We start from the raw sequence: 25658 nt of genomic DNA, 5'->3' as shown, positions 1-25658 counted from the left end.
GCTTGATCATGTCGCCCATTGCTCAGGAAGTCGCCCGCCGGCGCACATTCGGCATCATCTCCCACCCCGATGCCGGTAAAACGACGCTGACCGAAAAACTGCTGTATTTCTCGGGCGCCATTCAAATGGCCGGTACGGTCAAGGGCAAGAAAACCGGCAAGTTCGCCACCAGTGACTGGATGGAGATTGAAAAGCAGCGCGGCATCTCGGTGGCCTCCTCGGTCATGCAGTTCGATTATCGCGACCATGTCATCAACCTGCTCGACACCCCAGGCCACCAGGACTTCTCGGAAGACACCTACCGGGTGCTGACCGCTGTCGACAGCGCACTGATGGTGATTGACGCCGCCAAGGGTGTGGAAGAACAAACCATCAAGCTCTTGAATGTCTGCCGCCTGCGCGACACCCCCATCGTCACTTTCATGAACAAGTACGACCGGGAGGTGCGGGACTCGCTTGAGTTGCTCGACGAGGTGGAAAGCGTACTGAAGATCCAGTGCGCGCCCATCACCTGGCCTATCGGCATGGGCAAAACCTTCCGTGGCGTGTACCACATTCTCAACGATGAGATCCTGTTGTTCTCGCCAGGGGAGGACCGCAATATCGACGAAGTGGAAATCATCAAGGGTATCGACAACCCAAGGCTGGATGAACTGTTCCCACTTGAAATCGAACACACCCGCATGGAGTTGGAACTGGTGCGCGGCGCATCCCACCCGTTCGAGCAGGAAGCCTTCCTCGCCGGCCGCCAGACCCCGGTGTTCTTCGGTTCAGCCATCAACAACTTTGGCGTGCGCGAGATCCTTAACGCGTTGATCGACTGGGCACCTGCGCCGCAACACCGCGATGCCACGGTGCGCGACGTCAAACCCGATGAAGAGAAATTCTCCGGCTTCGTGTTCAAGATCCAGGCCAATATGGACCCCAAGCACCGCGACCGTATTGCCTTCCTGCGTGTCTGTTCGGGCAAATTCGAACGTGGCATGAAGATGAAGCACCTGAGACTGGAGCGTGATGTCGCTGCCAACTCGGTAGTGACTTTCATGGCATCAAACCGCGAGCAGGTGGAAGAAGCATATGCTGGCGACATCATTGGCGTACCCAACCACGGCAATATTCAGATCGGCGATAGCTTCAGTGAAGGCGAGAAGCTGGCCTTTACCGGCATCCCCTACTTTGCGCCTGAATTGTTCCGCACGGTGCGGATTCGTAACCCGCTCAAAGTCAAACAATTGCAGAAAGGCTTGCAGCAGCTGGGCGAAGAAGGCGCCGTCCAAGTGTTCAAGCCCTTGTCCGGTGCGGATCTGATCATCGGTGCGGTGGGTGTGCTGCAATTTGAAGTAGTGAAGAGCCGGCTTGAAAACGAATACGGTGTCGACGCCATATTCGAAAACGCCAGCGTACACAGCACCCGCTGGGTCAGCTGTGAAGACGCTCGCATGCTGGCCGACTTCGAGAAAAGCCTAGTGCTGAACCTGGCGCGCGATGCTGCCGACAACCTGGCTTACCTTGCGCCAAACCGAGTCAACCTGGAGCTGGCACAGGAGCGCTGGCCGAAGATACAGTTTCACGCAACACGTGAGCATGCAGCCAAGCTTTGAGAACCTGCTGACGATCTTGCTGCGCAGCCGTGATCAGGGCTCTGAGCGAACCTAAACTCTGGCGTGCTCAATTAAACGTTCTAACGCCCCTTGGTGCTCATGCACCAAGGGGCGTTGTCTATGACTCATCGCATCAACCAGACCTGGCGACGGTGATAGCCGTATAATTGCCACTTTGCCGCAAGCCACTTCACAACATACGCCATGCAAGCCCTCGCCCCCCTGCCCGACCCACGTGCCTACAGCGGCGCTGCTACCCACCCCTTGCATCATCTTGCCCAAGCCCTGCTGGGCGAACGTAACCTTGGTCAGTTGGTTACCAAGGAAGCCGCGCTCGATACCGAGATGAAGAAGCTGCTCAGCAACAGTGACGATGCGGCCATTACCACAGCACTGGCAGCAGTACCTGATATGGCCACGCTGAAGATATTGAGCGAACGCCTGCGGGTGAACCTTGAGCAGGCCCCAGCCGGCCAAAACCAGCACGCCGTGATTTTCGCTTTGCCTATCGTGCTGGTCGCCGGCGTACGCGGAAAACATACCATTGCGGGCAAGTTGCCCGACATCGGTACCATCCAGGCCTTGTTGGTACAGCATGGCGTAATCCAGGCAGGGGCGGATGTGCAGCTGTCGAGCAAGTTGATCGATCGCGACCAGCTGCTGGCTGTTCAGCCCAGTCAGCTGGCGCGCTGGCGCGATGCATTGCAATATGCCTCGGGTGGTTTGCCACATGACTTCAAGGAGGCGCCCATCCAGGTCGATGGCGATGGTGTCTTCCTTCGCTATATCGTTGGCATTGCCATGCAACCCCATAATGCGCCTGCCGTCATCCAGCTGAATGCGGCTCCAGGCCAATGGGCGTTGGCGCTGACCAAACTGCTGGGCGAGCAGCTCAAGCACGACGCCATGACATTGTTCCCGCTGCCACGTGCGCCACAGGCTTGGCTCGCAGCCCTCGACGATGGGCGTATCGCCCAGCAGGAAATCCGTTTCCAGGTGTTTGCCAGCAATACCCTGCGTAAACTGAGGGAAACGGGTGAAACCCCGGTAGCGGTGCTGTCGTGCCACGAAGGCGCTGAACTGCGCGTCACCCTGGGTGCGGAGAAAAACGGTGAGGAATGGGCTGGCTTCATCTGGCCCCTTGGTCCGCTCGACCGGGTTGAAGCGCTCCAGCAGATGATGGTGGAGCTCCTGCGCGAATGCCACCACGACGATATCCGAGTGCTCGGTGAGGTGTTGCCGCAAATCAAGGACAACCTGCCCTACTTCCCCTTGCCGACCGAACTGCCGACTGCTCTTACCCGCCACTGAGGTTGCCATGAGTTACTTCAAACACCATGTTTTCTTCTGCACCAATCAACGCCCTAATGGTGAGAGCTGCTGCAATGATCTCGGGGCAAGCGAGATGCACAGCTATGCCAAAAAACGCGTCAAGGAGTTGGGCATAGCGGGCGAAGGCAAGGTCCGCACCAATAAAGCCGGCTGCCTTGACCGCTGTTCTCTAGGGCCAGTGATGGTGGTTTATCCCGACAATGTCTGGTACCAGTATGTGGACAAGGACGATGTCGAAGAAATCATCCAGGAACATCTGATCAAGGGCAAAATTGTCGAGCGTCTGAAAGTCTGAGTTATGCGCGCACCACAATTCGAACCCCGCTTCATCGCCGGCCCCGCAGGCCAGCTGGAAACACAGGTCCTGGGCAGCGCTCTTGATGGTCCACCCGTCGGTATTGCACTGGTGGCACACCCCAATCCGCTTCAAGGCGGCACCAATACCAATAAGGTCGTTCACACGCTAGCCAAGTTACTGTCGCGCCGTGGCTATGTAGCCTATTGCCCTAATCTGCGTGGCGTAGGTAAAAGCGAGGGTGAGCATGACTTCGGCTGCGCCGAGGTGGACGATATGGCAGCCGTATTGGCGGCTGTCCGAGCCGAGCACGGTACCTTACCGCTGATACTGGCCGGCTTTTCATTTGGTACTTATGTACAGAGCCAACTGGCAGCACGCCTGCCCGAAGGTGAACTGGACCAACTGCTCCTCATCGGCCCCGCCACATCGAAATGGACATTCCCCGACGTGCCTGCCAATACCATCGTGGTGCACGGCGAACAGGATGAAGTCGCGCCACTTACCGCAGTATTTGACTGGGCCAGGCCGCAGAGCCTACCAATTACTGTTCTGCCAGGCGCAGGGCATTTCTTCCACGGCAAACTCACTCAGCTGGCGGAGATAGTCAACCGTTTGCTGGGCTGACCCATTGCCGGTCGGGCACCTATGAATCTGCGTGCAGATGGCTTTTCGAGTGAGCTACTCCTGATTGGCGATCTGCTGGCAGGTGGCGTATTGCTGTGGCGTGCCCGTAAGGTAGCTTGGCTGACGTTAAGCCAAGCTCAGCTGACAGGCTGGCTAGGCGCAAGTACTTTGCTCGCTGTGCTTTGGCAATTACAGACGGGTATCCAGCCCGGCCTGAATTTCCATCTGCTCGGCGCATCCGCCCTGACTTTGATCTGCGGCCGCGATAAAGCGCTGGTCGGCATGGCAGCTGTCGTCCTCGCAAACTGCGCTGCCGGCCAGGCGGATTGGCTGGCAGCTGGCTGGAACTGGCTGCTCGGGCCCTGTGTCGGCATCGTGATGGCTGACCGAATCCTACAACTAAGCCAAACACGCCTTCCCCCCAACTACTTTGCCTATTTCTTCACCAATGGCTTCTTCGGCGCTGCCGTCAGTTTTATTGCTGCAGCCCTCTGTTTGCTCGGTTTTCATGCACTTGCCGGCAGTTATGCTCCCAGCTACCTGCTCGACGAAGCTTTGCCTTATTACCTGCTGTTCTCTTGGTCGGAAGCCTTTACCAGCGGCCTCATTATCGCTGTACTGGTAATTTACCGCCCGCAATGGGTAGAGAGCTTTGACGACCGACGTTACTTGAGCAAGTAGCCACACCACACAAGAAAAAACCCCGCCGAAGCGAGGTCTTTCATAGCAGCACGCCGAGAAATTACAGCGAACCGGCGTTCTCAGCCAAGTACTTGGCCACGCCAGCAGCATCAGCCTTCATACCAGCCTTGCCCTTGTTCCAGCCAGCTGGGCAGACTTCGCCATGCTCTTCGGTGAATTGCAGGGCATCAACCACGCGCAACAGCTCATCGATGTCGCGACCCAGCGGCAGGTTGTTCACCACTTGGTGTTGTACAACGCCATTGCGATCGATCAGGAAGGTACCGCGCAGCGCAACACCGTCTGCATGCTCAACATCGAAAGCCTTGCAGATCTCGTGTTTCACGTCGGCCACCAAGGTGTAGCCAACCTGGCCGATACCGCCCTTTTCCACGGGGGTATTGCGCCATGCGCTGTGAGTGAACTGACTGTCGATGGAGACGCCAATCACTTCCACATTGCGCTTCTTGAACTCAGCCAAGCGGTGATCGAAGGCGATCAGCTCAGATGGGCAGACAAAGGTGAAGTCGAGCGGGTAGAAGAAAACCGCAACGTACTTGCCTTTGGTGGCCGCGCTGAAGTTGTAGTTCTCAACGATTTCGCCATTACCCAATACAGCAGCAGCGGTAAAATCCGGGGCCTTCTTATTTACAAGCACGGTCATTGCAATTCTCCTCAAGCAAGTTGGATACAAACGTCTGAATGTAGGCTTGGTGCGGCCTTGACGTCCAATTTAAAAACCAAAATCATTCGATAGGCATGTCCTATCGAAGTTCGCATCTTGTTGGACGAAATCAGGTCTTGGGCAAAGTAACGCCACTTTGGCCCTGATACTTACCACCACGATCACGATAGGACGTTTCGCAAATATCATCTGGCGCAGCTTCCAAAAACAGCACCTGGGCGCACCCCTCATTCGCATAAATCTTGGCTGGCAGCGGCGTAGTATTACTGAATTCCAGCGTTACATAGCCTTCCCATTCCGGTTCGAACGGGGTGACGTTCACGATGATGCCGCAGCGCGCATAGGTGGATTTACCCAGACAGATGGTCAGCACATTCCGTGGAATGCGGAAATACTCCACCGTGCGCGCCAATGCAAAGCTGTTAGGCGGGATGATGCAGTAGCCTTTGCCAGATACATCGACGAAACTGTTTTCATCGAAATTCTTCGGGTCCACCACAGTGCTGTTCAGATTGGTGAACAGCTTGAATTCATCGGCACAGCGGATATCGTAGCCATAGCTGGACGTACCATAGGACACGATCTTCTGGTCGTTCACATAGCGCACCTGATTCGGCTCGAACGGCTCGATCATGCCGTGCTCCTGCGCCATCTTGCGTATCCAACGGTCGGACTTGATGCTCATTACTTTCTTTCCCTGTTATTGCGCCTGTGGCGGCATTTTTTCGGCACTATAGGTGACACCGGCTGGCATAAAGCCCAAGCTACGGTACAACCGCTGCGGACCAGACTCATCCGCCACGATCACCAATGTATGGGCTCCCAACTCGGCCAAAGCCCAACGTCCGGATTCATAAACCAGCCTTGCCGCAATCCCCTGGCGACGCCAAGCCGGATGGGTACAGACATTCTGGTAGCGGGCCAGCCCGTTTTCGTTTGCGAATATACCTAATTCAGCAAGCAACGCGCCATTGCGCCAAGCCCCAAACCGGTGGCCCAGACCAGCGTCGACCATGCGCCGGTAATTTGCAAACTGGGCGCGCTTGAAGTGCCGATAATCCGCTTCTTCATGTGCTGGATCGCGACACATTACCTGCAACGCAACGGCATCTTCCCACTCCGTTTCAGACACGATCGGTCTGACTTCTAGCGCTTTGCTGTAATGATGTGGCAGTACTGGTGTTTGGCATGACAAGGCCGTCGCTTCGGCAATCTCGTAACCTGCAGCCAGAAACTGGGCTACCTCACCTTTCGGGCCTAGCCAGCTGAAAGTGCGATGGGAAGATTCTGGCTGCCTGGCTTCGACCTCTGCAGCAAAACACGCTTCCCAGTGCGGCAGGTCCCCTGTTTGCGGTGGCTTGGCAAACAGCAGGTAATTACCCCAGTAAAAGGTTGGATTGCTTGGCGTCAGAATGCGTACATACCCACCGCAATCCACCACTTCGCCATTGGCACGATGGAAAATATGTTCCGTCGCCTGAACCAGTGACCCGCTCAAGTCCATCATGTGTTCTGTACGACGATCTTAGGCATTCTGGACGAAAAGTCCTTCGCCTTTTCGCCTATCTTCACCGCCACCTTGCGGGCGATAGCCTTATAGATAGCAGCCACTTTGCCATCCGGCTCTGCAGCCACGGTAGGTTTGCCGGTATCGGTCGCGAGACGGATCGACATCTCTAGCGGCAGTTGCCCCAGTAAATCAATCTGATATTCCTGGGCCATACGGTTGCCACCGCCTTCGCCGAAAATTGCCTCGACATGGCCGCATTGACTGCAGATATGCATGGCCATGTTTTCCACAATACCCGTCACCGGCACCCCGACCTTCTCGAACATCTTCAAGCCCTTGCGGGCATCAAGTAATGCAATGTCCTGCGGCGTCGTGACAATAACAGCACCCGTCACAGGCACCTTCTGGCTCAGGGTCAGCTGGATATCGCCCGTACCGGGCGGCAGATCGACCAATAAATAGTCGAGATTATCCCAACGGGTATCGTTCAATAACTGCATCAAGGCCTGCGTAACCATGGGCCCGCGCCATACCATCGGCTGTTCCGCATCGATCAGAAAACCGATCGACATCGCCTGAATGCCATGCGCCCGCATAGGCAGTATCGACTTGCCATCCGGGGACTCGGGCTTTTCGCCCTGCAGGCCCAGCATCAACGGCTGACTCGGGCCATAGATATCGGCATCCAGAATACCTACCCGGGCGCCCTCAGCGGCCAGCGCCAGCGCCAGATTGACCGCAGTGGTCGATTTGCCCACACCGCCTTTGCCACTGGCAACCGCAATCACATTCTTCACGCCCGGCAGGGGTGTCAGACCCCGCTGTACCGTATGCGCTTCGATGCGTGTTTCCATCTTCACATCAACCTGGCTGACACCTGCCACTGCCAGCAGCGCAGTTTCAACCTGCTTGGCAATTTCAGCATGACGGCTCTGGGCTGGATAAGGCAATACAATCGTCAAACTGGCTTTGGCACCCTCCAACGCCATATTACGGACCGCCTTCATGGCAACAAAGTCGCGACCGGTGTCGCTATCAATGCAGCCCGCCAAGGCTTTATTCAACTCATCCAGCGTCGCCATACAACTCTCCAACGCAGCCCTGCAAGGCTGCTGTTTATTTCGTATATCCGGTTACTTGATGCCAAGCTCACACAATCGCTCGTGCAGATAATCCGCTGCCGTATAACGCGGCGATAAAACCACATCACCGCGAGGATGCAGGAACAACGGGGCGGAAATACACGGCTGCCTTGCCCATTCGCCAGTTGGGTTCACCACGCGATGCGGCGTGGAAGGCAACCAATGTTGCGTGGCTTCCTGCAACATGTCGCCGACGTTCACCACCAGCGCACCATCTTCATACGACACTGCGTGCCATCTCCCTTGCCGATCACACACTTCCAGGCCGGGCTCGGTTGCCGAAGGCAATAAGGTGATCAGGTTAATGTCTTCATGCTCGGCAGCACGTAAGGCACCCGGCGCTTCCTCGCCAGACAAGGGCGGGTAATAAAGCATCCGTAGCAAGGTGTTTGAGCTGCCCAGCACCATATCAGATAAGGGCTCGCTCAAGCTCGCTGCCACCTCCACCGGCAAGGCCGCCTCGATCCAGCCTAAAAGCTCGGAAGCCAGCGCTGTCGCTACACCGAAATACGCGAGCACATCCTGGCGCAACCCAGGCGGAATCCGGCCCCAGAGATAGATATGGTAGAACGCCTTGAGGTCCCGCAGCTGTGACCCTTTGGCGGTTTCAGACACCTCGGGCGGAAACCAGCCGTCCTGTCTTACGGGATCAAAGTGGTAAGGCGTTTTGTCCCCCGACTCGAAGAATGTCAACCAGTCATGGTAGAGATGTTCGATCAACCCAGAGGGCAAAGGATGGCGCACCAATACCGCAAAGCCTGTCTGGCGCAGCGACTCCACCAAACGGCGCGGCGCGTCCTTGGCGCAGTAGTCAACGGTATCAACAAACATAAGGAAGGTGTTCCAATCGGATCGACATTCTAAGAACCTGTGCACAAACTGTCACGATCAGTTATCGGCCGAGGTTCACAATGCTTGCGTCGCACCGTCAACAACATGTGATTCGGCGCAACGGGCGATGGTGTCGCTACTGAATAGTTAAGTACCTGTTCTCGCGCCTGTCCCTGCAGGGCTTGGGCTATAATCGCCGCTTCCCGCTCATGTCCCACAGACAGGATTCCGCCGTGTCTAAACGCAAGATTCTCGTTACCAATGCCCTGCCCTACGCCAATGGCGCAATTCACTTAGGCCACCTGGTCGGCTATGTACAAGCCGATATCTGGGTCCGCTTCCAGAAGATGCGTGGCAATACAGTGCATTATGTCTGCGGCGACGATACCCACGGTACGCCGATCATGATCAATGCCGAAAAGCAGGGCATGACACCGGAAGTTTTCATCGCCAAGATGTACGACGAGCATGTGGCCGACTTTGCAGGCTTTCATATTGGCTTCGATGAGTTCTACACCACCAACTCACCCGAGAACAAAGCGCTGTCCAGCAGCATCTATCGCCGTCTGAAAGACAACGGCAAAATCGCCGTCAAAACCATCAGCCAGCTGTACGACCCGCAAAAGCAGATGTTCCTACCTGACCGGTTCGTGAAGGGCGAATGTCCGAAATGCGCTGCCAAAGACCAGTATGGCGACAACTGCGAAGTCTGTGGCGCAACCTACGCCCCGACTGAACTGAAGAATCCGTTCTCGGCCGTATCGGGTGCCACACCGGAGTTGCGTCAGTCCGAGCACTATTTCTTCAAGCTCAGCGAATGCGGCGAGTTTCTGCAGGACTGGACCCGTCAACCAGGACGTTTGCAGAAGGAAGCCGCCAACAAGATGGGCGAATGGTTTGAAGCCGGCCTTCAGGACTGGGACATCAGCCGCGATGCACCCTACTTCGGCTTTGAGATTCCCGATGCGCCAGGCAAGTATTTCTACGTCTGGCTCGATGCCCCTATCGGCTATATCGCCGCCACCAAGCACCTGTTCGACCGCATCGGCGAAAATCTTGAGGCTTACTGGGCTGAATGCTCAGATGCTGAGCTCTATCATTTCATTGGCAAAGATATCCTCTATTTCCATGCCTTATTCTGGCCGGCTGTGTTGAAGTATTCGGGCCATCGCACGCCCACCGCCATCAACGTCAACGGCTTCCTAACCGTGAACGGCGAGAAGATGTCCAAATCGCGCGGTACTTTCATCACCGCCAAGAGCTACCTCGACGTAGGCCTGAACCCTGAATGGTTGCGCTACTATTACGCCGCCAAACTCGGCAGCGGTATCGAAGACGCTGATTTGTCGCTGAGCGACTTCGTGGCGCGCGTGAATAGCGACCTCGTCGGCAAATACATCAATATCGCCAGCCGTGCGGCCGGCTTCATCAGCAAGCGCTTTGCGGGCAAACTGGCTGCGGAACTGCCCGCCAGTCCGCTGGTCGATAAGCTTCAGAGTGCAGCTGGCAGCTTGGCCGAAGGTTTTGAAGCTCGCGAATACAGCCGTGTGCTGCGTGAAATCATGGCGCTGACGGATGAAGTGAACCAGTACGTCGACCAGGTCAAACCTTGGGAGCTGGCCAAGCAGGAAGGCAAAGATGCTGAACTGCATGGCGCGTGCTCCTTGCTGATCAACCTATTCCGCTTGCTGACTATCTATCTGAAGCCCGTACTGCCCAAGCTGGCTGCCGATGTGGAAGCCTTTCTCAATATTGGACCGCTACAGTGGAACGATGCAGCCAAATTGCTGCTCAACCACGAAGTCAAACCCTATTCGCATCTGATGACCCGCATTGATTCAAAACAAGTAGACGCACTCGTGGAAGCCAACAAACAAAGCCTTGCCCCGACAACCGCCCCTGCTGCCAGCAGCATCGAGCCGATTGCGCCAACCATCAATATCGATGAATTCGGCAAGGTCGATCTGCGTGTCGCCAAGATCATCGACTGCAAGCATGTCGAAGGCGCAGAGAAATTACTACAGCTGACGCTTGACCTTGGTGACCATACCCGTAATGTCTTCTCCGGTATCAAATCCGCCTACAAACCGGAAGACCTGGTCGGCAAACTTACCGTGGTGGTGGCCAACCTCGCGCCACGCAAGATGAAGTTCGGCCTGTCGGAAGGCATGGTCTTAGCCGCCAGCGGCGAAGGCCCTGGCATCTATCTACTGAACCCGGACAGCGGTGCCCAGCCAGGCATGCGCGTCAGCTAACCAACCATTTATGGGCCAACCCGGTAACCTGTTTAAATCGTAAACAGGCTCTCAGTTGGCTCTTTGAACAATGTCTTTCCCCACTTTACATACTTCTCGTCTTACACTGCGTGAACTGGTCCCTGCCGATTCCGGCACCATTCTCGATATCCACGGCGACCCTGAAGTCATGCGCTGGTTTGGCGCCGACCCTGTACGTAACCGGCAGGAAGCCCTGAAGCTGATCGACACCTTCGCCGCCTGGCGCAAGCTGCCTGCACCGGGTACCCGCTGGGGTATCTGCGTCAAGGAAACGGGTAAACTGATTGGTAGTTGCGGGCTGTTCAAGTGGAACCCCACTTGGCGCAACTGTACGCTTGGTTACGAACTGGCCCGGCCGGCCTGGGGGTTGGGATACATGCGCGAAGCGCTACAGGCTGTACTCGACTATGGTTTTGCCGAGATGGAATTGCATCGTGTACAGGCTGAAATCCATCCAAACAACCACGCCTCGATCAAACAAGTGCTGAAACTGGGATTCAAGTCAGAAGGCTGCCACCGAGAGCAAGGCTATTGGGCCGGGCAATTCCACGATTTGAACTGTTACTCCCTGCTGGCCCGCGAGTGGTCCGCCATTGACCATGAAAATTAACATTACCCCTGCCGCCATCCTGTTCGACATGGATGGTTTGATGATCGATAGCGAAAGCGCGGTACTGCAGTGCTGGGTGGAAGCTGCCGCCCAGCATGGTATGACGTTGGATGATGAGCTGTTGCACGCGATGGTGGGCCTGCATGAAAAACTGGCTTTCAAACTGCTGTGCGAACGCATGCCCGAATCCGAAGCGCTGGTATTAGCACACAGTACAGACCGCCTCTATCAAACCAGGGTTGCCGCAGGCTTGCCACTTAAGGCCGGCATTATGCCGCTCCTAACATGGCTGACCAGCCTCGGCATCCCCAAAGCTGTCGCAACCTCGACCCGACGGGATCGCGCCGAAATCAAACTCAAGCAGAGCGGGTTGATTATGCATTTCCCACTGGTGGTAACGGGCAGCGATATCGAACACCCTAAGCCAGCGCCAGATATCTATTTACTTGCCGCCAAGCGCTTAGGGGTTGAACCTACCCACTGCATCGTGCTTGAAGATTCAGAACCCGGTGTACGCGCCGCCTTGGCCGCAGGGATGACGCCCATTCAAGTGCCTGATCTGAAACAACCCAGCGAAGCGGTGCGCGAGCTGGGCCACTGCATTGTAGGGTCGCTGGCAGAAGCGCACACGCTGTTGAAGCCCATTCTGCAACCACAACCATGATAACGCGCCATCTTCTCATCTACGGCAGGGTTCAGGGCGTAGGTTATCGCTACGCGCTGGAAGCCAAAGCCGCCACGTTGCAGCTTGAGGGCTGGGTACGTAACCGGCTAGACGGCACGGTAGAGGCTATCGTACAAGGGCCAGAGGAATCGGTTCATGCCCTGGTCGCCTGGGCAAGACAGGGCCCACCCACCGCCAGCGTCACCCAGGTGGCGGTAAAGGATCACGACCCTATCAAGCAGGATGGCTTTCAACGTCTGCCTACGGGTTGAGGTAACGCTCAATCCTTCCATATGACTTGGTCACACACCAGCCAGACACATCCCGGCTGGCGGTATAGCTCACGAAAACCAAAGCGCTGGTACCAAGCCAATGCGCGCTTATTACGCGGGTCTACCCCAACGTGAGCCGCATGCACATCTGCCTGAGCCAACGCCGCCAGTGCGATACACATCAACCGCCTGCCCAAACCCCTACCCTGTGCACGTGGAAGTAAATCAATATGCAGATGGGCAGGCCATGCTGCCAGCTGAGGTTTCGCTTCCCATCGGCTGTTCAGCTGGGCCAAAAGCGCACGGTCAGACTGATTGACCAAACCGGCATAACGCAATCGCAGTGCAGGCAACCACGCTGTTTCCATACATGTATAAAAGGTTGCCGTATCTGGCGTAGCCAAGACATAACCACATACCCCGGCGGCATCCTCAACAACCCAGGCAAAGTCCGGTTGTAGCGCAAGATAAGGGCCGGCATAAAGATGCCCATACAATGAGCCCTCAGCCACCTGTCGACTCGCGTCTTCTCCAGCACTGCCCGTAGCCAAGCAAATGGCATATAAGGCTTCACGATCCTGCGCCTTGGCAGCCCTAATTCCTTCCATATCAGACATTTATAATCTTGCTGTTGTGGCTACGCTTTACCATACTCCACGCAGCCTTGCCCATTTTTAGCGCGACATGCGAGGCATGCCCGCGCACCGGAAAAGCGCCCTGCATACACCGGAGGCCTATTAGTTGAAGCACCTGCTTGCTCACTTGATGCCGCAAACCGCGCGCCTCAAGATACAGATGGTGTTTATGCTGGTCAGTCTGCTTGCGACCGTGGCCTACTCGCTCTATGCCTGGAACATGCAGACAGTAGCTGTACGCAGCGCAATTGATGCCCGACTGATTACCGCCGCAGCCGCCATGTCCAAGATTATCGGCCATGACTACCTACGCTCGGCAAAGTCGGCTGAATCCATCAGTGCAGAACAATACCTCTCCATCAGCCAGCTCTTGAGCGACTATGGACACAAGGTAGGCCTGCACCACCTGTACGTCATGACCCAGCAGAACGGCCAGGTGCGCTTTCTGGCAAACAGCGCAGCGAACCGTGCCGATACTCGAGGGCAGTACTTCCAGCCCTACGCTACCCCACCAGCCGCATTACTGGAAGCCTTTCAGAGCGGTGACCCACGATTTGCAGACTATCGGGAACGGGATGGAGGACTATTCCGCTCCGTATTTCTGCCCATGACGCGCGAAGATAGCAGCGTGGTCGTCCTGGGGGCAGACATCGACCGTGACTATCTGGCCAATCTGTTGGATGAAGCACTGGTCCGGTCATTCATCATCGGGATGCTTTCCCTGGCTATCGGTTTGCTTGGCTCGCTGATACTGGGCCGGCTTTTGGCCGCACCTGTCGTTAAACTTGCGGATGTGGCCGACCGTATCGCCCGGGGTGACTACCGTGCCCGGGTGTCAGTTGAAGGCAATGACGAACTGGCACGGCTGGGGCGCGCCTTCAATGCCATGAGCGTAGCTATTTCAGAACGCGAAAGCGAAATTACCCGGCAAGCCTACATCGACCCGCTGACCGAACTACCCAACCGTGTACGGCTGGTCGAGTTGATCAATGCCCTTATCTACCGTGCCCAGCAGGCCAAGGAACCCGTTGCGGTCGTCATGATCGATATCGACCGTTTCAAATACATCAACGACTTCCTTGGTTACAACGTGGGTGATGCGGCGCTGAAAAACATTGCATTACGGCTAAGTGAAATGCTCGGCAAAACTGGGCATCTCGGCCGTTTTTCCGGCGACGAGTTCGTACTAGTACTGCCCGGCATAGACCGTAACAATATCGACGACACGGTGTATCGCCTGCACACCGTGCTGGAACCTCCATTGGCTATCTCCGGCCAGAGCATCGATATCGCCGGTAGCATCGGTGCATCCTTCTATCCTCAGCACGGCACCAGTGGAAACACTTTGCTGCGCCAGGCCGAGTCAGCCATGTATATGGCCAAGCGCGTCCATGCGCCTTACATGATCTACGACGCTCGACAGGAAGAAAGCCGCAAGGATCAGCTGTCACTCTTAGGTGAATTGAAGGTCGCGATCGAAGAAAACCAGTTAGTCGCTTTCTACCAACCCAAGGTTGGTCTACAGGATGGCTTTATCGTCGGTGTCGAAGCACTGGTGCGCTGGCGCCATCCTGAGCGCGGCTGGATACCACCGAACCAGTTCATTCCCTTTGCCGAGCAAACTGGTCGAATCCGGGGCTTGACGCTGTGGATGCTGCGTGAGTGCATGCAACAGAGCTGTGAGTGGCGGGAAGTGGGTATCCTGATGAAGATATCGATCAATGTTTCGATCAATGACATGGAAGACCCGGCCTTCGTAGGCATGGTCAGGGAGATTCTGGTCGATACCAAGGCCGAGGCAGCTGACCTGTGCCTCGAAATTACCGAGTCGGCAGTGATGGGTGAACCTGAGCGCGTCATGGACGCTCTGTTTACCTTCCGGGAACTGGGTTTCAAATTATCGATCGACGACTTTGGAACGGGTTATTCATCGCTTGCCTACCTATCACGCCTGCCTGTCAACGAACTGAAGATCGACCGTTCCTTCATGATGCATCTGAATGAAACCGACGGCATACAAATCGTCCGCGCTATTGTCCAACTTGGGCATATCCTCAAGCTGGAGGTCGTCGCAGAGGGGGTGGAGAACGCTGAGGTCTGGAATATACTGAGCAGCCTGGGCTGCGATGCAGTTCAGGGCTTCCTGGTTGCCAAGCCGATGCCGGCGATCGAACTCACCCCCTGGCATATCGACCACCGTGGCCGCTGGACCTTGCCCGGCTGAGAATTTTGAACGAGTGCTGACGGCTACTTCAGCTGCGCTGCAAATTTCTCCATCGCCTTGCGCACCTTCGGCCCTACCACCGACATGCAATACGGCTGGTTAGGGTTGGCATCGAAATACCCCTGGTGATACCCCTCAGCCGGCCAGAAAATGGTGGCAGCAGTCACTTCCGTCACTATGGCCTGATCATAGGCACGTTCCGCCGCCAGCCCATCGATTACCGCACGCGTCGCCACCGCCTGTTCCGCCGAGTGATAGAACACCGCCGAGCGATATTGTGGCCCGACATCGTTCCCTTGCCGATTCAAGGTGGTGGGGTCATGAACGGCAAAGAATATCTCCAACAGGTCTGCAAAGCCGATCTGAGCTGGGTCGAACTGGATCTGCACCACCTCGGCATGGCCCGTATCGCCATTACAGACCTGTTTGTAGGTCGGGTTGTCGATATGACCACCCATGTAGCCAGATACGACCTTCTCGACGCCACGTAAACGGCTGAATACGCCATCCAAGCACCAGAAACAGCCACCTGCCAAAGTAGCCGTTTCAAGCTTGTTAATATCTTGATTTCCCATGACTTTCTCCCTTAGGGCTGTATTTCTGTCATCTGGTTCTAGGCTTCAAACACCTGGGAATTGGCAAGGAAAACTCCCCGCTCATACCCAGATAGAGATTGACCCAAGGCATCGTCTTAAAGTTGAAAGCTCCACTTACTTTCCGGAAGACTACCTTAGATTTTCAGCGTAAAAATCACGGGGCCACTGGTTAGAAGGTGCTTACAACCTAGCACTCAAAACACGTAAGTCGTTAATGATCTAGCTGGGCCGCGACATGCTCTGACACAGCGTAAAGCTTCCTCAAGCTGGCGGGGTTGGTCTAGCCAACGCTAAATCACAGTACGGAGTGCCAACACCAGGGCAAGTAGAAAATTGGAGATTGAGCATGTCGATAGATACATTACAACGCGCCATTTCGGCTAATGAAAATATGGCGATTAATGCCCGTAACTATGAGCGCTCTACCGCTGGCATTGTGCTTGAGGTCATTGTCGGCTTACTGACTGGCGGGATTGGAGTTATTGGGTTTGAAGTGTACCACTCATTCAATAAGTCACATAAAAACCAGGAATTTTCAGAGTTGACGGGTGGAATGCTGAAGGGAATGAGAGAGATGCCTCCGGAAGAGGAAGGGTTTACCTTTCAATACCAAGGCTCTCCCGTTCAAATCAGGCAAGAAGGAAATGATGTCAAGATCCTGTTTGGTAATGAAGAAAGAACGATTCATGGCAAAACCATCGGGGAATTAAGAGAGAATATAAAGAAGGAAATTCTAAATAATATAGAAAAATGCACGGTTGAAACCGCTGTGATGGCATTGAAGGATGAAACGGCAAATCAAAGATCATTGGCATTACAAGTCCTGCAAGCAAAAACAAATCTAACTCAATTTGATCACGTAGCAACGGTAGACCTCGTTCAAGCAGCGATTGAACTGGTTAGCGGTGCAAAAAATTCTGCTGAAATTACACATCAATTCGACAAATCAGATATAACAGGCAGAATGTTTCTTGATGCTGAAAGCAAAGAGTTACTGGAAAAGTGGGAAGCCGCAGATAAAGGTAGAGTTGTTGCTGTTAATGCGATCCATGTTCAGCAGATTGACGATAATAGGCCCGTACAATCGGAAGATGAAAAGAAGGTACGGAAATTATTTGCTGAAGCGTTTTTCCCGGAGAAATCATGGGAGGCCGATACGCTTGAGCCAGGAGAGCGTCTTAAAAATGTATTTATCGAAAACTCGGACGTCCTCGCAGAGATATATGCAAAACCAGAATTGATTGATGCTGCAGGAATACCTGAAGGCCTAAGTACTGTTGCCAAAGAAACACTGACATCTTTGAAAGAACAGACTAATTTGGTTGGCATTAGGGCAAATCAGGAAAATATTAAATCCATACTGGAAAACACCCCTGCTGCATACTTCACAAGACTTTCAGAATCGATTGATGAAAAATTTGGAGACTTTAAATTCAGCTCACTGGATGGTGTCCAAATGCTGTCGAATATTGGAGATGTAGGCGAAGGCAATTTGCAATTGTTTGTGAAGAATGTCTTGGGAAAATATTTTGACAATCAGACGGTGATCGACAAGCGTGCCATGATCGCCTCTTTTCTGAATGATGCCAGGGCTGGAGATACTGATGAGCGGAAGCTGGTAGGCCTTCTCAAGGGCGGAGGGCCCTATCTGCAGAAAATGCTTCAGCTGTTGGGAGATAATGCGCCCCCTGAACTAAAAAAAGCGCTTGATGAAATGAAAGCTTCGCTAAGCCCGATTAATGACCAAATTATTAAATCAAACTTGAATGGGATCGTTGATAGGTCTGGTGGCAAGATCGCGAAGATTGAACTCGGTAAAAACCTGGGGGCCGCATCAGTTGGTCAAACGGTATTGGCAAATATTTACTGGAAGAGCAAAGGAGACGAGCCACAAGAAGTGGTGGTCAAACTCTTGCGTCCTGGTATTCGCCTGCGTGCGGACAGAGAACTCGTATTCATGAGGCAAGAAGCCGATGCAATTGCAGGAATGCGAAAAACGTTCGATGGCATTTCCGAGCAAGTGCAAGTAGAAATGGACCTGTCGAAAGAAGCGCATAATGTTCGCCTGGCACAGGTTTACAATACCGGCCACGCTAATTTGACGGCGATGAAGCTGGTTGATGAAGTGCCGCCTTCACAAGGCTATATGGTGTTGGAAAAAGCCAAGGGAACTACGGTTAACTCAGCGTTTACTGCCTTGGAAGACAAGCTTAAAAAACCAATGGATGCTAACAACAAAGCGCCAGAGATAGGTACCAAGCTCGCCTCCGGGATCAAGGCGCTCACCACAAAATGGGTAGAAGAAGGATTGTTTGGTACAGGCTTTTACCATGGTGATTTACACTCTGGAAACATAATGTTCTCCGACGATAATGGTTTGCTTACCGTTATTGATATGGGGAATGCAACGACCTTGTCGGTAGAGCAAAGAACAGCTGTCTTTAAGATGGTGATGGCTGCCGGCGTGCATAGCCCGGAGGTTTTTGTTCGGAATTTTGAAAAAGTATTATCTGAGGAAGGAAAGCTCAGAATAGCGGATAAGCGTACAGCGCTGCTCGAACAAACAAGACAAATTATGAATAGTACTGAGGATCCAGGGAAAGTAATTTTCTCAATTCTCGATGCTGCCAACAAGCTTGGCCTGGAGATTCCAGCAACAGTATCGAATTTCTCTCGTTCGCAGATTATGTTGCAAAGCGCAATCGATAATATCAATTCGCTGAATAATCAGATATCTCAAAAGCTGACACGTGAGGTTGGTGCTTATGCAGGTGTTTATTTCCGCGATGTTAAAGACTTATCAATTGACAAACTTCCGGCGCTAATCCAGAAAAAACTCGCCGAATTGGAAAGTAGTGAAGAAAATGTAGATGTGGTAAATGCCCAGAAAAACCAGCTGGAGATGCTCTCGCAGCATAGTAATACGCTGCTATCCAGGGGGTTAGCTCCTATTAATTTCTCGCAAATCATCGAGAATATCGGCTTGAATCACAAGATGGACAGTCTGAATCTTGCTCGTGGAGATATCATGGGCCTTTGGGCCGCCCAAAATGCCTGGGTGGCACGGCAGGGGCAGCTGGACCCCAGAGTCAACGCTCAGCTGGCATAATACAAGTGCTGCGGCACTGGGTAGTGGCAACTTAGCTTGTCACTTTACTTTCGGCATATTGTTAGTATTAAGCGTGAATAACGCTCTATTGAATTAGAGGAATAAAAAAGCCAGTCACAATGACTGGCTTTTTATTTAGGCGGTATGGATGAAAGTTATATCTGACCCTTACCTTTCAGTTCACGAGCCAGCGACTCATGCGCCTCTTCACCCGTTCGATACAGGGAACCTTCGCCACGTTTCGCTCTACCCCATATCTCTTCATCAGATAGAGAGGTCTGGATCAACTCAACCGGTACTCCGCCATCGTTAATCATGGCGACGAAGTAATCATCGATCGGCTCATAGGGACCAAGAATGACTTCCTCTCCTTCAATCGCTGCATAAAGATCACTTACTTTAAACGCAACATGGGGAAGGGTTTTGATGAGTGGATGAAGCGGAGAGTCCGATGTAAACCGATGCCATTGAATACGAAACTTCCCCGGATTGTCAGTTGTATACATACCGACATTCGCTGAAAACAGCTCTCCATCCCGCACTTCGGACGTCGGGATTCCTGTGTGATGGAATTCGTATTTGATGTTTTCTTTCAATTTCAATTCCTAAATATTTTCCCTAAGTTTTCGGTATTAGAGATACCTTCCATCTTTTAATAGGAATCAAATATCCAAACAATCAGCTATTTCCCTGAATGCAAAATACGCTTGAGGTCTGCTTCAGGCAGCGTGCAGAACGGCTCAAAGAACCGGTGGAATAGAGTCCGAGGACTTGAGCTCATAAAGGTTACCGGAATGCTTACAGCACCAGATTCAACGAACGCACCAATGCCCCCGGCAAGTGTTGGCTGGATGTAGAACGCGCATCATAAGTACCCGGATCAACCAGCAGTTCTCGCTCTACCGTCAGCGACTCCAGCTCGCTACCCAATAGACGGAACAGGGAGTCATCAAAACGCATCACATCCAGTGGGGCGACGATCTCGCCATTCTTCACCCAGAAACAGGCAAAGCGGGTCATCCCGGTAATGCGGCAGGCAGCACGGTCAGAAAAATTCAGATACCACAGGTTCGATACATAGATTCCGGTGCCCAACGCCCTGAGGACTTCTGCCTTTGGGAGGCTGCCAGCAGCCATATCGAGTGACTCAGACTCCTCAGCCCCCCCAGCCCCATTGCTGGCAATACCAAACTCCCGCGCTGTACGCGGGCTGACCAGACTACCAGCGTGTTGCCCCTCTTTGACCAACGGAACATAGTCGGGTTTGATAAACCCTTCGCGCTGGAATGCCGGCGTCAGACCCGCAGCCGTGTTTTCACGCAGGCTGAGCAATGGCGAGAAGCTGGCATCGCCACTGATGAGTTTCAACAAAGCAGAACGCTTGCTGCGCTTTTCCCGTTCGGAAAACCCACCCCAGTTGAGCATACCCACCAACTCACTCACCGCAGCCGGCGTCAGATAGGCCCGGTAACTACCGGGCGAGAGTGTTTTGGCAGGACGAGCTAGCAGGGCTAACTGGCTACGCGCTTCTGCAACTGCAGCTTTCAGTGCAGCAGTATCCCACCGCGTACCAGCAGAACCGCGCTTCACCGCCTTGTCACCTTGCAGATACAGGCTCCAGTTGAAATTCCAACTGGCTACCTCGTGCCAATTCCGCTGCCCCAGACTATTGGCAAACCCCTTAAACACCGGCCCTGCGGCGAGTATACCCACCAAGTCTGCATCACCGATCGCAATCATGATATCGGCCACCATCTGTTCGGTTGGTGGCAGCAGATTGAATTCACTGTGCTCGCTTGATTGCACTTCGGTATTCAGCAGCAAATAGGGATCGTCTGCTACTTCCTTCACGATGCCGCGAAGCTCGGTCAACACCTGGCGCAAGACCGTACTGTCCTCCACCAGCACACCGGTCAATGCAACATGCTGTGACACATGCTTTTGGCCACATATCAGTTGCACAGTAAGGTAGAGCTGTCGAACCTCGCCTGCCTGGCGTACCTTGGCGCGGTTGAACCGGACAAAGTCGGTCACCTCCCCCGCCAGCCATAATGTTGCCTGCTCGTCCTGGTTAAGGGCAACGAACACTTCCTGCGCGATGGCATCAAAATACTGGCGCATCATGCCTCTCCTCCAAATACATCAACCCCGCTGAACAGACAAGCTGGTGACGCGTGCCCCACACGTACGGTCTGGTTCGGTTCACCCTTGCCGCAGTAAGGCGTGCCCATCACATCCATCGTGGCTTCATTGCCTACCGCTTTAAGTGACAACCAGAAGGTTGCCGAGACACCACGATAACCAGGGTTCTTGACCACGCCCTTAAGCTCCCCGTTCTCAATCAGGCGGCCGTACTCACAACCGAATTGGAATTTATTGCGCGAATCGTCGATCGACCAGCTGACGTTGGTGTCCATCAATACCCCGCGTTCCACGCTGGCCACCATATCGTCGAGGCTGGTATCACCCGGTTCAATATTCAGATTGGCCATTCTGTCTATCGGCGCGCGGTTCCAGTTACAGGCGCGACTGTTGGCCACACCGGGCAGCGCCGCGCGCGCTTGGGAAATCGCGCCACCCAGTGGCGTTTTAAGCAAGCCGTGTTCAATCAACCAGACCTTGCCGGCAGGCGACCCATCATCATCCCAGCCATACGACGCAAATTCATTACGGCGTGTGGGGTCGTAGGTCACATTCAAGAGGGCCGATCCGTATTGATAGGTACCAAACATATCGGGCGTGACAAAGCTGGTGCCGGCGTAATTGCGCTCATCGCCCAGAATACGATCAAGCTCCAACGGATGGCCGATGGACTCATGTATCTGCAACATCATCTGGCTCGGCATCAGCAAAAGATCCATATTGCCGCTCGGGCAATTTGGCGCGACCAGCAAGGCCAGTGCCTCTTCGGCAACTCTGCGGCCCGCCCCTGTCAGCCCGGCTTCGGCGAGGATCTCCATACCACCTTGGCGGCAATAGCCGTTGTACTGCCCACCTAAGGAGCGCGTCTGGGTAACGCCGTCTGCAAATGCCGTCACCACCAGGCTGGGAATCAAGGCACGGAAGCGCTGTTCCACTGCACCACCGTCGTGAACAACATAAAGCTGGCTGACATCCAGCCGCCCCAGACTGGCCGTACGGTCAACAATACGTGTATCGAACTGGCTAGCAGCATCTTCCGCCATCAATAGTTCAATCAGCTGTTTGCGATTCCAATCCAACTCGACATCCACACCGGGACCGGCATAACGCCCCTCAGGACGCGGGGGCTTATACCCCGAGAAATCAAACACCGCCCGGCCACGGCTCGTGTCAGCCCACTGCTTGGCTCTATCCAGCGCCAGCTGTAGGCCCGCAGCAGAAAGATCGGATGTTGCGGCATAGCCGTAACCACCACGATGCAGCACGGTGATCATGGCGCCACGATCGAGGCCACGGTGGATAGGCTCCGCCACACCCTGGCGTACCGACAAGCTCTCACTCGTCTCTTCCACATAACGCAACGAGCAAAAATCAACCCCGGGGTTCAGCGCCCGGAACCGGGCTTCGATTTGTTCAAGCATGGGATGTCGTCCGACAAAAAGGGGCGGTGGCGGCAAAATAAGCCTGCACCGGGAGGCTCTCATTCTAATCCCCCGCCACACGCAACGTCATTTTGGGCAGGTCAAATCATCGCCGCAGTCGCGAATGCCCCACAGTGCTAAAAATAAAAACCCGCATGATGTATCACCATGCGGGTTTTAACTTTCAACGCCGTGCTGCTGGCGCGCAGCAGACTTTGAACAGCTTATCTGCCGGGCGCTTGCACGGTCTGCAACAGCTGTGCAAAGGCACGCGGCGTACCTGCCACCACATCGCCACTTTCCATAAAGTTGCCTTCGCCGTTCAAGTCGGTAATCAAACCACCAGCTTCCAGCACCAGCAAGCTGCCGGCTGCAATATCCCACGGCTGCAGACCCATTTCCCAGAACGCGTCATACCGGCCGCAGGCGATATAGGCCAGATCAAGCGCAGCAGAACCCGGGCGGCGTACACCAGCCGACTTCTGAATCACTTCACCCAGCTGCTTCAGGTAAAGGTCAAGCTTACCGAATTTCGAATAAGGAAAGCCCGTGCAAACCAGCGAATCGGCCAACTCCTTGGTTTTGGAAACACGGATACGACGGTCATTCAAGAAAGCGCCCGCACCGCGGGTAGCGGTAAACAGGTCATTGCGATTCGGATCATAAATCACCGCCTGCGTCACCTGGCCCTTGTGTGCCAGCGCAATCGAAATACAGTACTGCGGCACACCGTGCAGGAAATTGGTGGTGCCATCGAGCGGGTCGATAATCCACACATCATCGCTTTCACCGCGGGAACCGCCCTCTTCAGCTAAAATCGCGTGCTTGGGATAGGCTTCCAGCAAAGTATCAACAATGGCTTTTTCGGCAGCGCGGTCGACCTCGGTCACAAAGCTGTTATGGTCTTTGCTCTCGATACGCAGATGGTCAACGTTGTTGGACGCCCGTTGAATAACGGAAGCGGCGCGGCGGGCGGCCTTGATGGCGGTATTGAGCATCGGATGCATGGCATAAGTCCTTGAAGCAAAGAAGTAAACTCCCTGCCGAGGAACAATAGACGAGCCGGCCAACAAAGGTTGGCAAGGCATGCGATGCGGCAGAGAGCAAAGAACAATAGAAACGGCGTCGGTCGGGACCGACGCCGTTGGTTTTTGGCAATTTTACGCGAAGTCAGCGAATGAATAAACCAGCACTCCATAGTTTAGACAATGTCCGCATCGTGCTCTCGCACACCAGCCTGGCGCGCAATATCGGCAGCGTGGCGCGAGCAATGAAAACAATGGGTTTGACACGGCTTTACCTCGTCAACCCGAAGCGCTTTCCTGACGATGAAGCCGTCACGCTGGCCTCTGGGGCTGCCGATGTACTTGATCGTGCCATTGTCGTCAGCACCCTAGATGAAGCCCTGGCCGGCTGCACACAAACCGTGGCTACCTGCCCGCGTGTGCATGAACTTAGCGTGCCGCGCCACAACCCTCGCCAGATCGCCCCGATTCTGATCAAACACGCTGGCCGCGGCGAGGAAGTCGCCATCGTCTTTGGTACCGAAATGTCGGGCATGACCAACGAAGAAGTACGCAGTTGCAACCGTCTTGTCACCATCCCGACCAACCCCGACTTTTCTTCATTGAACCTCGCGCAGGCAGTACAGATTCTGGCGTACGAATTGCGCTGCGCCGTGGACGACGACATCACCCATCTGGAAGAAAAGCCCCAGCTGGCCGCACATGATGACATTGAGCGTTTCTACGCCCACCTTGAACAGACACTGGTACAACTGGAGTTCTTAAACCCAGACAATCCTAAACGGCTTATGCCACGTTTACGGCGTATGTTTGGGCGGATTCAGCTGGAAAAACTGGAAGTGGATATCTGGCGTGGCATTTTAAGAGCCGTACAAGAAGGGCCTTACAAGAAACCGGACAATACAACGAAATGAATGCAAATGGCCCACCCTGCTTCATAGGGTGGGCCGCGAGAGCTGGTTCGCTTCTACCTCATTGCAAAGTCGTCGGCACCACCACCAACCCCGCGCGTAAGCCATTCTTGACCTTACGGTTCGGGAAAACGATACGCGCATCGCGCTCTTCGATGACAAATCGGCTATCGCCATCCTCAGCCAATACATAGCCTTGGTCCAGCTCGGTGAAGTTCTCCACCGCATCATCAAGATTGAGCTGGAAAGCATCGGTCTGCTTGATTACTTCCCTCGCCACCTTGTAGAGCACCGGTGGACGGGCTTGCGAATTATCCATCCGCTCGCCATCGAGCAAACGGCGTAACTCTGCTTCCAGCAAGCTCAGGTTCACACAATCGTTCTGTCCAAAAGGTCTGGCTTTGCCCAGCTCCAGCGTAAAGCCCTGCGCGCCGCAATGCTGGCGGGTAAAGTATGAGAATGTTGGCGACGGCTTGGATTGCAGTAACACGGCCTCGATACCGCACGCAGCCAGGCGGCCAATCTCGGTAGCATCAAACGGCTGTTCGTGCGGATAGGGATAGATCGCGAACTTCTCGATCCTGGAGCCGCGGATTGCTGTATGCAGGTCGTAATGCAGCTTCCAGGCCGATGATTGTTGCGACAAGCTCCCTTCACCGGCAAAGAACGCCGTCACCACACACTCCAATTCGCGCGCACGCTGTGCAGCTGGGCCGTTACCGGTTTGCGTGGCCGGCTTACCGAAAAGGCGATTCAAATCGTCGTCAAGATAACGCTCGTTACGGCGTATCGCCTCCGGGTTGCCAAAGGCAAACAGCACTCGCGCCTTGGGCGCCAAGGTGCCGTCCAAAATCTCCTGCAATAACTTGGCGGCAAGCTCAATCGGTGCAGTTTCGTTGCCATGGATGCCGCTGGAAATAAACAGATCGAACATCGGCGCCAAAGGCTCGATGGCGATCAGGCCCTCACCCAGCACCATGACGCAAGCCCCCTCGGGCAATCGGGTTGGCCAAGGTTGATCGGTACGGCCTGCAAGCAAATGAGCGAGGTAATGCATGGGGTCAGACAC

The 25658-nt window shown here is 54.4% G+C and carries 24 protein-coding genes; 12 read left to right on the top strand and 12 right to left on the bottom strand.

The features are described from left to right. The first annotated feature begins 8 nt into the window (after positions 1-8). The 5 genes from ACUHMQ_RS08290 (at position 9) to ACUHMQ_RS08270 (ending at position 4536) form a co-directional block, all read left to right on the top strand. Positions 9-1601, top strand: a complete 1593-nt coding sequence (locus ACUHMQ_RS08290; RefSeq protein ID WP_445294987.1) for a peptide chain release factor 3 — start codon at positions 9-11, stop codon at positions 1599-1601. A 204-nt stretch (positions 1602-1805) separates the two neighbouring features. Then, a complete protein-coding gene (locus ACUHMQ_RS08285; protein WP_445294986.1) occupies positions 1806-2912 on the top strand; it encodes a hypothetical protein in 1107 nt (368 codons plus the stop codon). A gap of 7 nt (positions 2913-2919) precedes the next feature. Continuing rightward, positions 2920-3228: a (2Fe-2S) ferredoxin domain-containing protein gene (locus tag ACUHMQ_RS08280; protein WP_445294985.1), complete on the top strand. Its 309-nt coding sequence runs from the start codon at positions 2920-2922 to the stop codon at positions 3226-3228. A 3-nt stretch (positions 3229-3231) separates the two neighbouring features. Then, a complete protein-coding gene (locus tag ACUHMQ_RS08275; protein WP_445294984.1) occupies positions 3232-3855 on the top strand; it encodes an alpha/beta hydrolase in 624 nt (207 codons plus the stop codon). Positions 3856-3876: 21 nt separating this feature from the next. Beyond that, the gene (locus ACUHMQ_RS08270; protein WP_445294983.1) at positions 3877-4536 is read left to right on the top strand and encodes an energy-coupling factor ABC transporter permease; all 660 of its coding nucleotides are present in this window, start codon (positions 3877-3879) and stop codon (positions 4534-4536) included. 61 nt (positions 4537-4597) lie between these two features. On the opposite strand, the gene ACUHMQ_RS08265 is transcribed toward ACUHMQ_RS08270, so the two are convergent. The 5 genes from ACUHMQ_RS08265 to ACUHMQ_RS08245 all read right to left on the bottom strand — a co-directional run bounded on the left by ACUHMQ_RS08265 (position 4598) and on the right by ACUHMQ_RS08245 (position 8704). Beyond that, positions 4598-5200, bottom strand: coding sequence for a peroxiredoxin (locus ACUHMQ_RS08265; protein WP_445294982.1), 603 nt, complete (start codon positions 5198-5200; stop codon positions 4598-4600). A gap of 130 nt (positions 5201-5330) precedes the next feature. After that, a complete protein-coding gene (gene dcd, locus ACUHMQ_RS08260; protein WP_445294981.1) occupies positions 5331-5906 on the bottom strand; it encodes a dCTP deaminase in 576 nt (191 codons plus the stop codon). Positions 5907-5921: 15 nt separating this feature from the next. Then, on the bottom strand, positions 5922-6728 hold the full coding sequence (locus ACUHMQ_RS08255; protein WP_445294980.1) for a GNAT family N-acetyltransferase: 807 nt from the start codon (positions 6726-6728) through the stop codon (positions 5922-5924). Next, positions 6725-7813, bottom strand: coding sequence for an iron-sulfur cluster carrier protein ApbC (gene apbC, locus ACUHMQ_RS08250; RefSeq protein WP_445294979.1), 1089 nt, complete (start codon positions 7811-7813; stop codon positions 6725-6727). Before apbC ends, ACUHMQ_RS08255 begins: the two co-directional genes overlap by 4 nt. 51 nt (positions 7814-7864) lie before the next feature. Further along, a complete protein-coding gene (locus ACUHMQ_RS08245) occupies positions 7865-8704 on the bottom strand; it encodes a 2OG-Fe(II) oxygenase family protein (protein WP_445294978.1) in 840 nt (279 codons plus the stop codon). A gap of 209 nt (positions 8705-8913) precedes the next feature. Between ACUHMQ_RS08245 and metG the strand changes: the two genes are divergently transcribed. The 4 genes from metG (at position 8914) to ACUHMQ_RS08225 (ending at position 12526) form a co-directional block, all read left to right on the top strand. Then, entirely contained in the window at positions 8914-10959 is a 2046-nt protein-coding gene (gene metG, locus ACUHMQ_RS08240; protein WP_445294977.1) for a methionine--tRNA ligase, read from the top strand. A 70-nt stretch (positions 10960-11029) separates the two neighbouring features. Beyond that, positions 11030-11590 (top strand): GNAT family N-acetyltransferase, encoded by a 561-nt coding sequence (locus tag ACUHMQ_RS08235; RefSeq protein WP_445294976.1) that lies wholly within the window; start codon positions 11030-11032, stop codon positions 11588-11590. After that, entirely contained in the window at positions 11580-12254 is a 675-nt protein-coding gene (locus ACUHMQ_RS08230; RefSeq protein ID WP_445294975.1) for an HAD family hydrolase, read from the top strand. Before ACUHMQ_RS08235 ends, ACUHMQ_RS08230 begins: the two co-directional genes overlap by 11 nt. Continuing rightward, complete coding sequence (locus tag ACUHMQ_RS08225; RefSeq protein ID WP_445294974.1) at positions 12251-12526, top strand: acylphosphatase; 276 nt, start codon at positions 12251-12253, stop codon at positions 12524-12526. The genes ACUHMQ_RS08230 and ACUHMQ_RS08225 overlap by 4 nt, the downstream gene beginning before the upstream one ends. 8 nt (positions 12527-12534) lie before the next feature. Here ACUHMQ_RS08225 and ACUHMQ_RS08220 read toward each other — a convergent pair whose 3' ends face one another. Further along, complete coding sequence (locus ACUHMQ_RS08220) at positions 12535-13143, bottom strand: GNAT family N-acetyltransferase (RefSeq protein ID WP_445294973.1); 609 nt, start codon at positions 13141-13143, stop codon at positions 12535-12537. A gap of 124 nt (positions 13144-13267) precedes the next feature. Here ACUHMQ_RS08220 and ACUHMQ_RS08215 point away from each other — a divergent pair, with 124 nt between their 5' ends. Continuing rightward, the gene (locus ACUHMQ_RS08215) at positions 13268-15385 is read left to right on the top strand and encodes a putative bifunctional diguanylate cyclase/phosphodiesterase (protein WP_445294972.1); all 2118 of its coding nucleotides are present in this window, start codon (positions 13268-13270) and stop codon (positions 15383-15385) included. A gap of 23 nt (positions 15386-15408) precedes the next feature. Here the strand turns inward: ACUHMQ_RS08215 and msrA are convergent, their stop codons facing one another. Next, a complete protein-coding gene (gene msrA / locus ACUHMQ_RS08210; RefSeq protein ID WP_445294971.1) occupies positions 15409-15960 on the bottom strand; it encodes a peptide-methionine (S)-S-oxide reductase MsrA in 552 nt (183 codons plus the stop codon). Positions 15961-16327: 367 nt separating this feature from the next. Between msrA and ACUHMQ_RS08205 the strand changes: the two genes are divergently transcribed. Next, complete coding sequence (locus ACUHMQ_RS08205) at positions 16328-19090, top strand: AarF/UbiB family protein (protein ID WP_445294970.1); 2763 nt, start codon at positions 16328-16330, stop codon at positions 19088-19090. A 155-nt stretch (positions 19091-19245) separates the two neighbouring features. Here ACUHMQ_RS08205 and ACUHMQ_RS08200 read toward each other — a convergent pair whose 3' ends face one another. The 4 genes from ACUHMQ_RS08200 to ACUHMQ_RS08185 all read right to left on the bottom strand — a co-directional run bounded on the left by ACUHMQ_RS08200 (position 19246) and on the right by ACUHMQ_RS08185 (position 23660). Continuing rightward, positions 19246-19686: a VOC family protein gene (locus tag ACUHMQ_RS08200; RefSeq protein ID WP_445294969.1), complete on the bottom strand. Its 441-nt coding sequence runs from the start codon at positions 19684-19686 to the stop codon at positions 19246-19248. Positions 19687-19888: 202 nt separating this feature from the next. Beyond that, a complete protein-coding gene (locus tag ACUHMQ_RS08195) occupies positions 19889-21214 on the bottom strand; it encodes a TldD/PmbA family protein (protein ID WP_445294968.1) in 1326 nt (441 codons plus the stop codon). Beyond that, entirely contained in the window at positions 21211-22653 is a 1443-nt protein-coding gene (locus ACUHMQ_RS08190; RefSeq protein WP_445294967.1) for a TldD/PmbA family protein, read from the bottom strand. The genes ACUHMQ_RS08195 and ACUHMQ_RS08190 overlap by 4 nt, the downstream gene beginning before the upstream one ends. A 224-nt stretch (positions 22654-22877) precedes the next feature. Further along, a complete protein-coding gene (locus ACUHMQ_RS08185) occupies positions 22878-23660 on the bottom strand; it encodes an inositol monophosphatase family protein (RefSeq protein ID WP_445294966.1) in 783 nt (260 codons plus the stop codon). A gap of 170 nt (positions 23661-23830) precedes the next feature. Here ACUHMQ_RS08185 and ACUHMQ_RS08180 point away from each other — a divergent pair, with 170 nt between their 5' ends. Beyond that, a complete protein-coding gene (locus ACUHMQ_RS08180) occupies positions 23831-24592 on the top strand; it encodes an RNA methyltransferase (RefSeq protein ID WP_445294965.1) in 762 nt (253 codons plus the stop codon). Positions 24593-24650: 58 nt separating this feature from the next. Here ACUHMQ_RS08180 and astE read toward each other — a convergent pair whose 3' ends face one another. Beyond that, a complete protein-coding gene (astE, locus tag ACUHMQ_RS08175; RefSeq protein ID WP_445294964.1) occupies positions 24651-25658 on the bottom strand; it encodes a succinylglutamate desuccinylase in 1008 nt (335 codons plus the stop codon).

It is taken from the genome of Chitinimonas violaceus (assembly GCF_052601015.1).
This window is presented reverse-complemented; position numbering and strand designations above follow the sequence as displayed.

Bases quoted from the DNA above. Each gene is read 5' to 3' on its own strand.
- ACUHMQ_RS08290 (WP_445294987.1), top strand. From the start codon at position 9: ATGTCGCCCATTGCTCAGGAAGTCGCCCGCCGGCGCACATTCGGCATC.
- ACUHMQ_RS08285 (WP_445294986.1), top strand. From the start codon at position 1,806: ATGCAAGCCCTCGCCCCCCTGCCCGACCCACGTGCCTACAGCGGCGCT.
- ACUHMQ_RS08280 (WP_445294985.1), top strand. From the start codon at position 2,920: ATGAGTTACTTCAAACACCATGTTTTCTTCTGCACCAATCAACGCCCT.
- ACUHMQ_RS08275 (WP_445294984.1), top strand. From the start codon at position 3,232: ATGCGCGCACCACAATTCGAACCCCGCTTCATCGCCGGCCCCGCAGGC.
- ACUHMQ_RS08270 (WP_445294983.1), top strand. From the start codon at position 3,877: ATGAATCTGCGTGCAGATGGCTTTTCGAGTGAGCTACTCCTGATTGGC.
- ACUHMQ_RS08265 (WP_445294982.1), bottom strand. From the start codon at position 5,200: ATGACCGTGCTTGTAAATAAGAAGGCCCCGGATTTTACCGCTGCTGCT.
- dcd (WP_445294981.1), bottom strand. From the start codon at position 5,906: ATGAGCATCAAGTCCGACCGTTGGATACGCAAGATGGCGCAGGAGCAC.
- ACUHMQ_RS08255 (WP_445294980.1), bottom strand. From the start codon at position 6,728: ATGATGGACTTGAGCGGGTCACTGGTTCAGGCGACGGAACATATTTTC.
- apbC (WP_445294979.1), bottom strand. From the start codon at position 7,813: ATGGCGACGCTGGATGAGTTGAATAAAGCCTTGGCGGGCTGCATTGAT.
- ACUHMQ_RS08245 (WP_445294978.1), bottom strand. From the start codon at position 8,704: ATGTTTGTTGATACCGTTGACTACTGCGCCAAGGACGCGCCGCGCCGT.
- metG (WP_445294977.1), top strand. From the start codon at position 8,914: ATGTCCCACAGACAGGATTCCGCCGTGTCTAAACGCAAGATTCTCGTT.
- ACUHMQ_RS08235 (WP_445294976.1), top strand. From the start codon at position 11,030: ATGTCTTTCCCCACTTTACATACTTCTCGTCTTACACTGCGTGAACTG.
- ACUHMQ_RS08230 (WP_445294975.1), top strand. From the start codon at position 11,580: ATGAAAATTAACATTACCCCTGCCGCCATCCTGTTCGACATGGATGGT.
- ACUHMQ_RS08225 (WP_445294974.1), top strand. From the start codon at position 12,251: ATGATAACGCGCCATCTTCTCATCTACGGCAGGGTTCAGGGCGTAGGT.
- ACUHMQ_RS08220 (WP_445294973.1), bottom strand. From the start codon at position 13,143: ATGTCTGATATGGAAGGAATTAGGGCTGCCAAGGCGCAGGATCGTGAA.
- msrA (WP_445294971.1), bottom strand. From the start codon at position 15,960: ATGGGAAATCAAGATATTAACAAGCTTGAAACGGCTACTTTGGCAGGT.
- ACUHMQ_RS08205 (WP_445294970.1), top strand. From the start codon at position 16,328: ATGTCGATAGATACATTACAACGCGCCATTTCGGCTAATGAAAATATG.
- ACUHMQ_RS08195 (WP_445294968.1), bottom strand. From the start codon at position 21,214: ATGATGCGCCAGTATTTTGATGCCATCGCGCAGGAAGTGTTCGTTGCC.
- ACUHMQ_RS08190 (WP_445294967.1), bottom strand. From the start codon at position 22,653: ATGCTTGAACAAATCGAAGCCCGGTTCCGGGCGCTGAACCCCGGGGTT.
- ACUHMQ_RS08185 (WP_445294966.1), bottom strand. From the start codon at position 23,660: ATGCATCCGATGCTCAATACCGCCATCAAGGCCGCCCGCCGCGCCGCT.
- ACUHMQ_RS08180 (WP_445294965.1), top strand. From the start codon at position 23,831: ATGAATAAACCAGCACTCCATAGTTTAGACAATGTCCGCATCGTGCTC.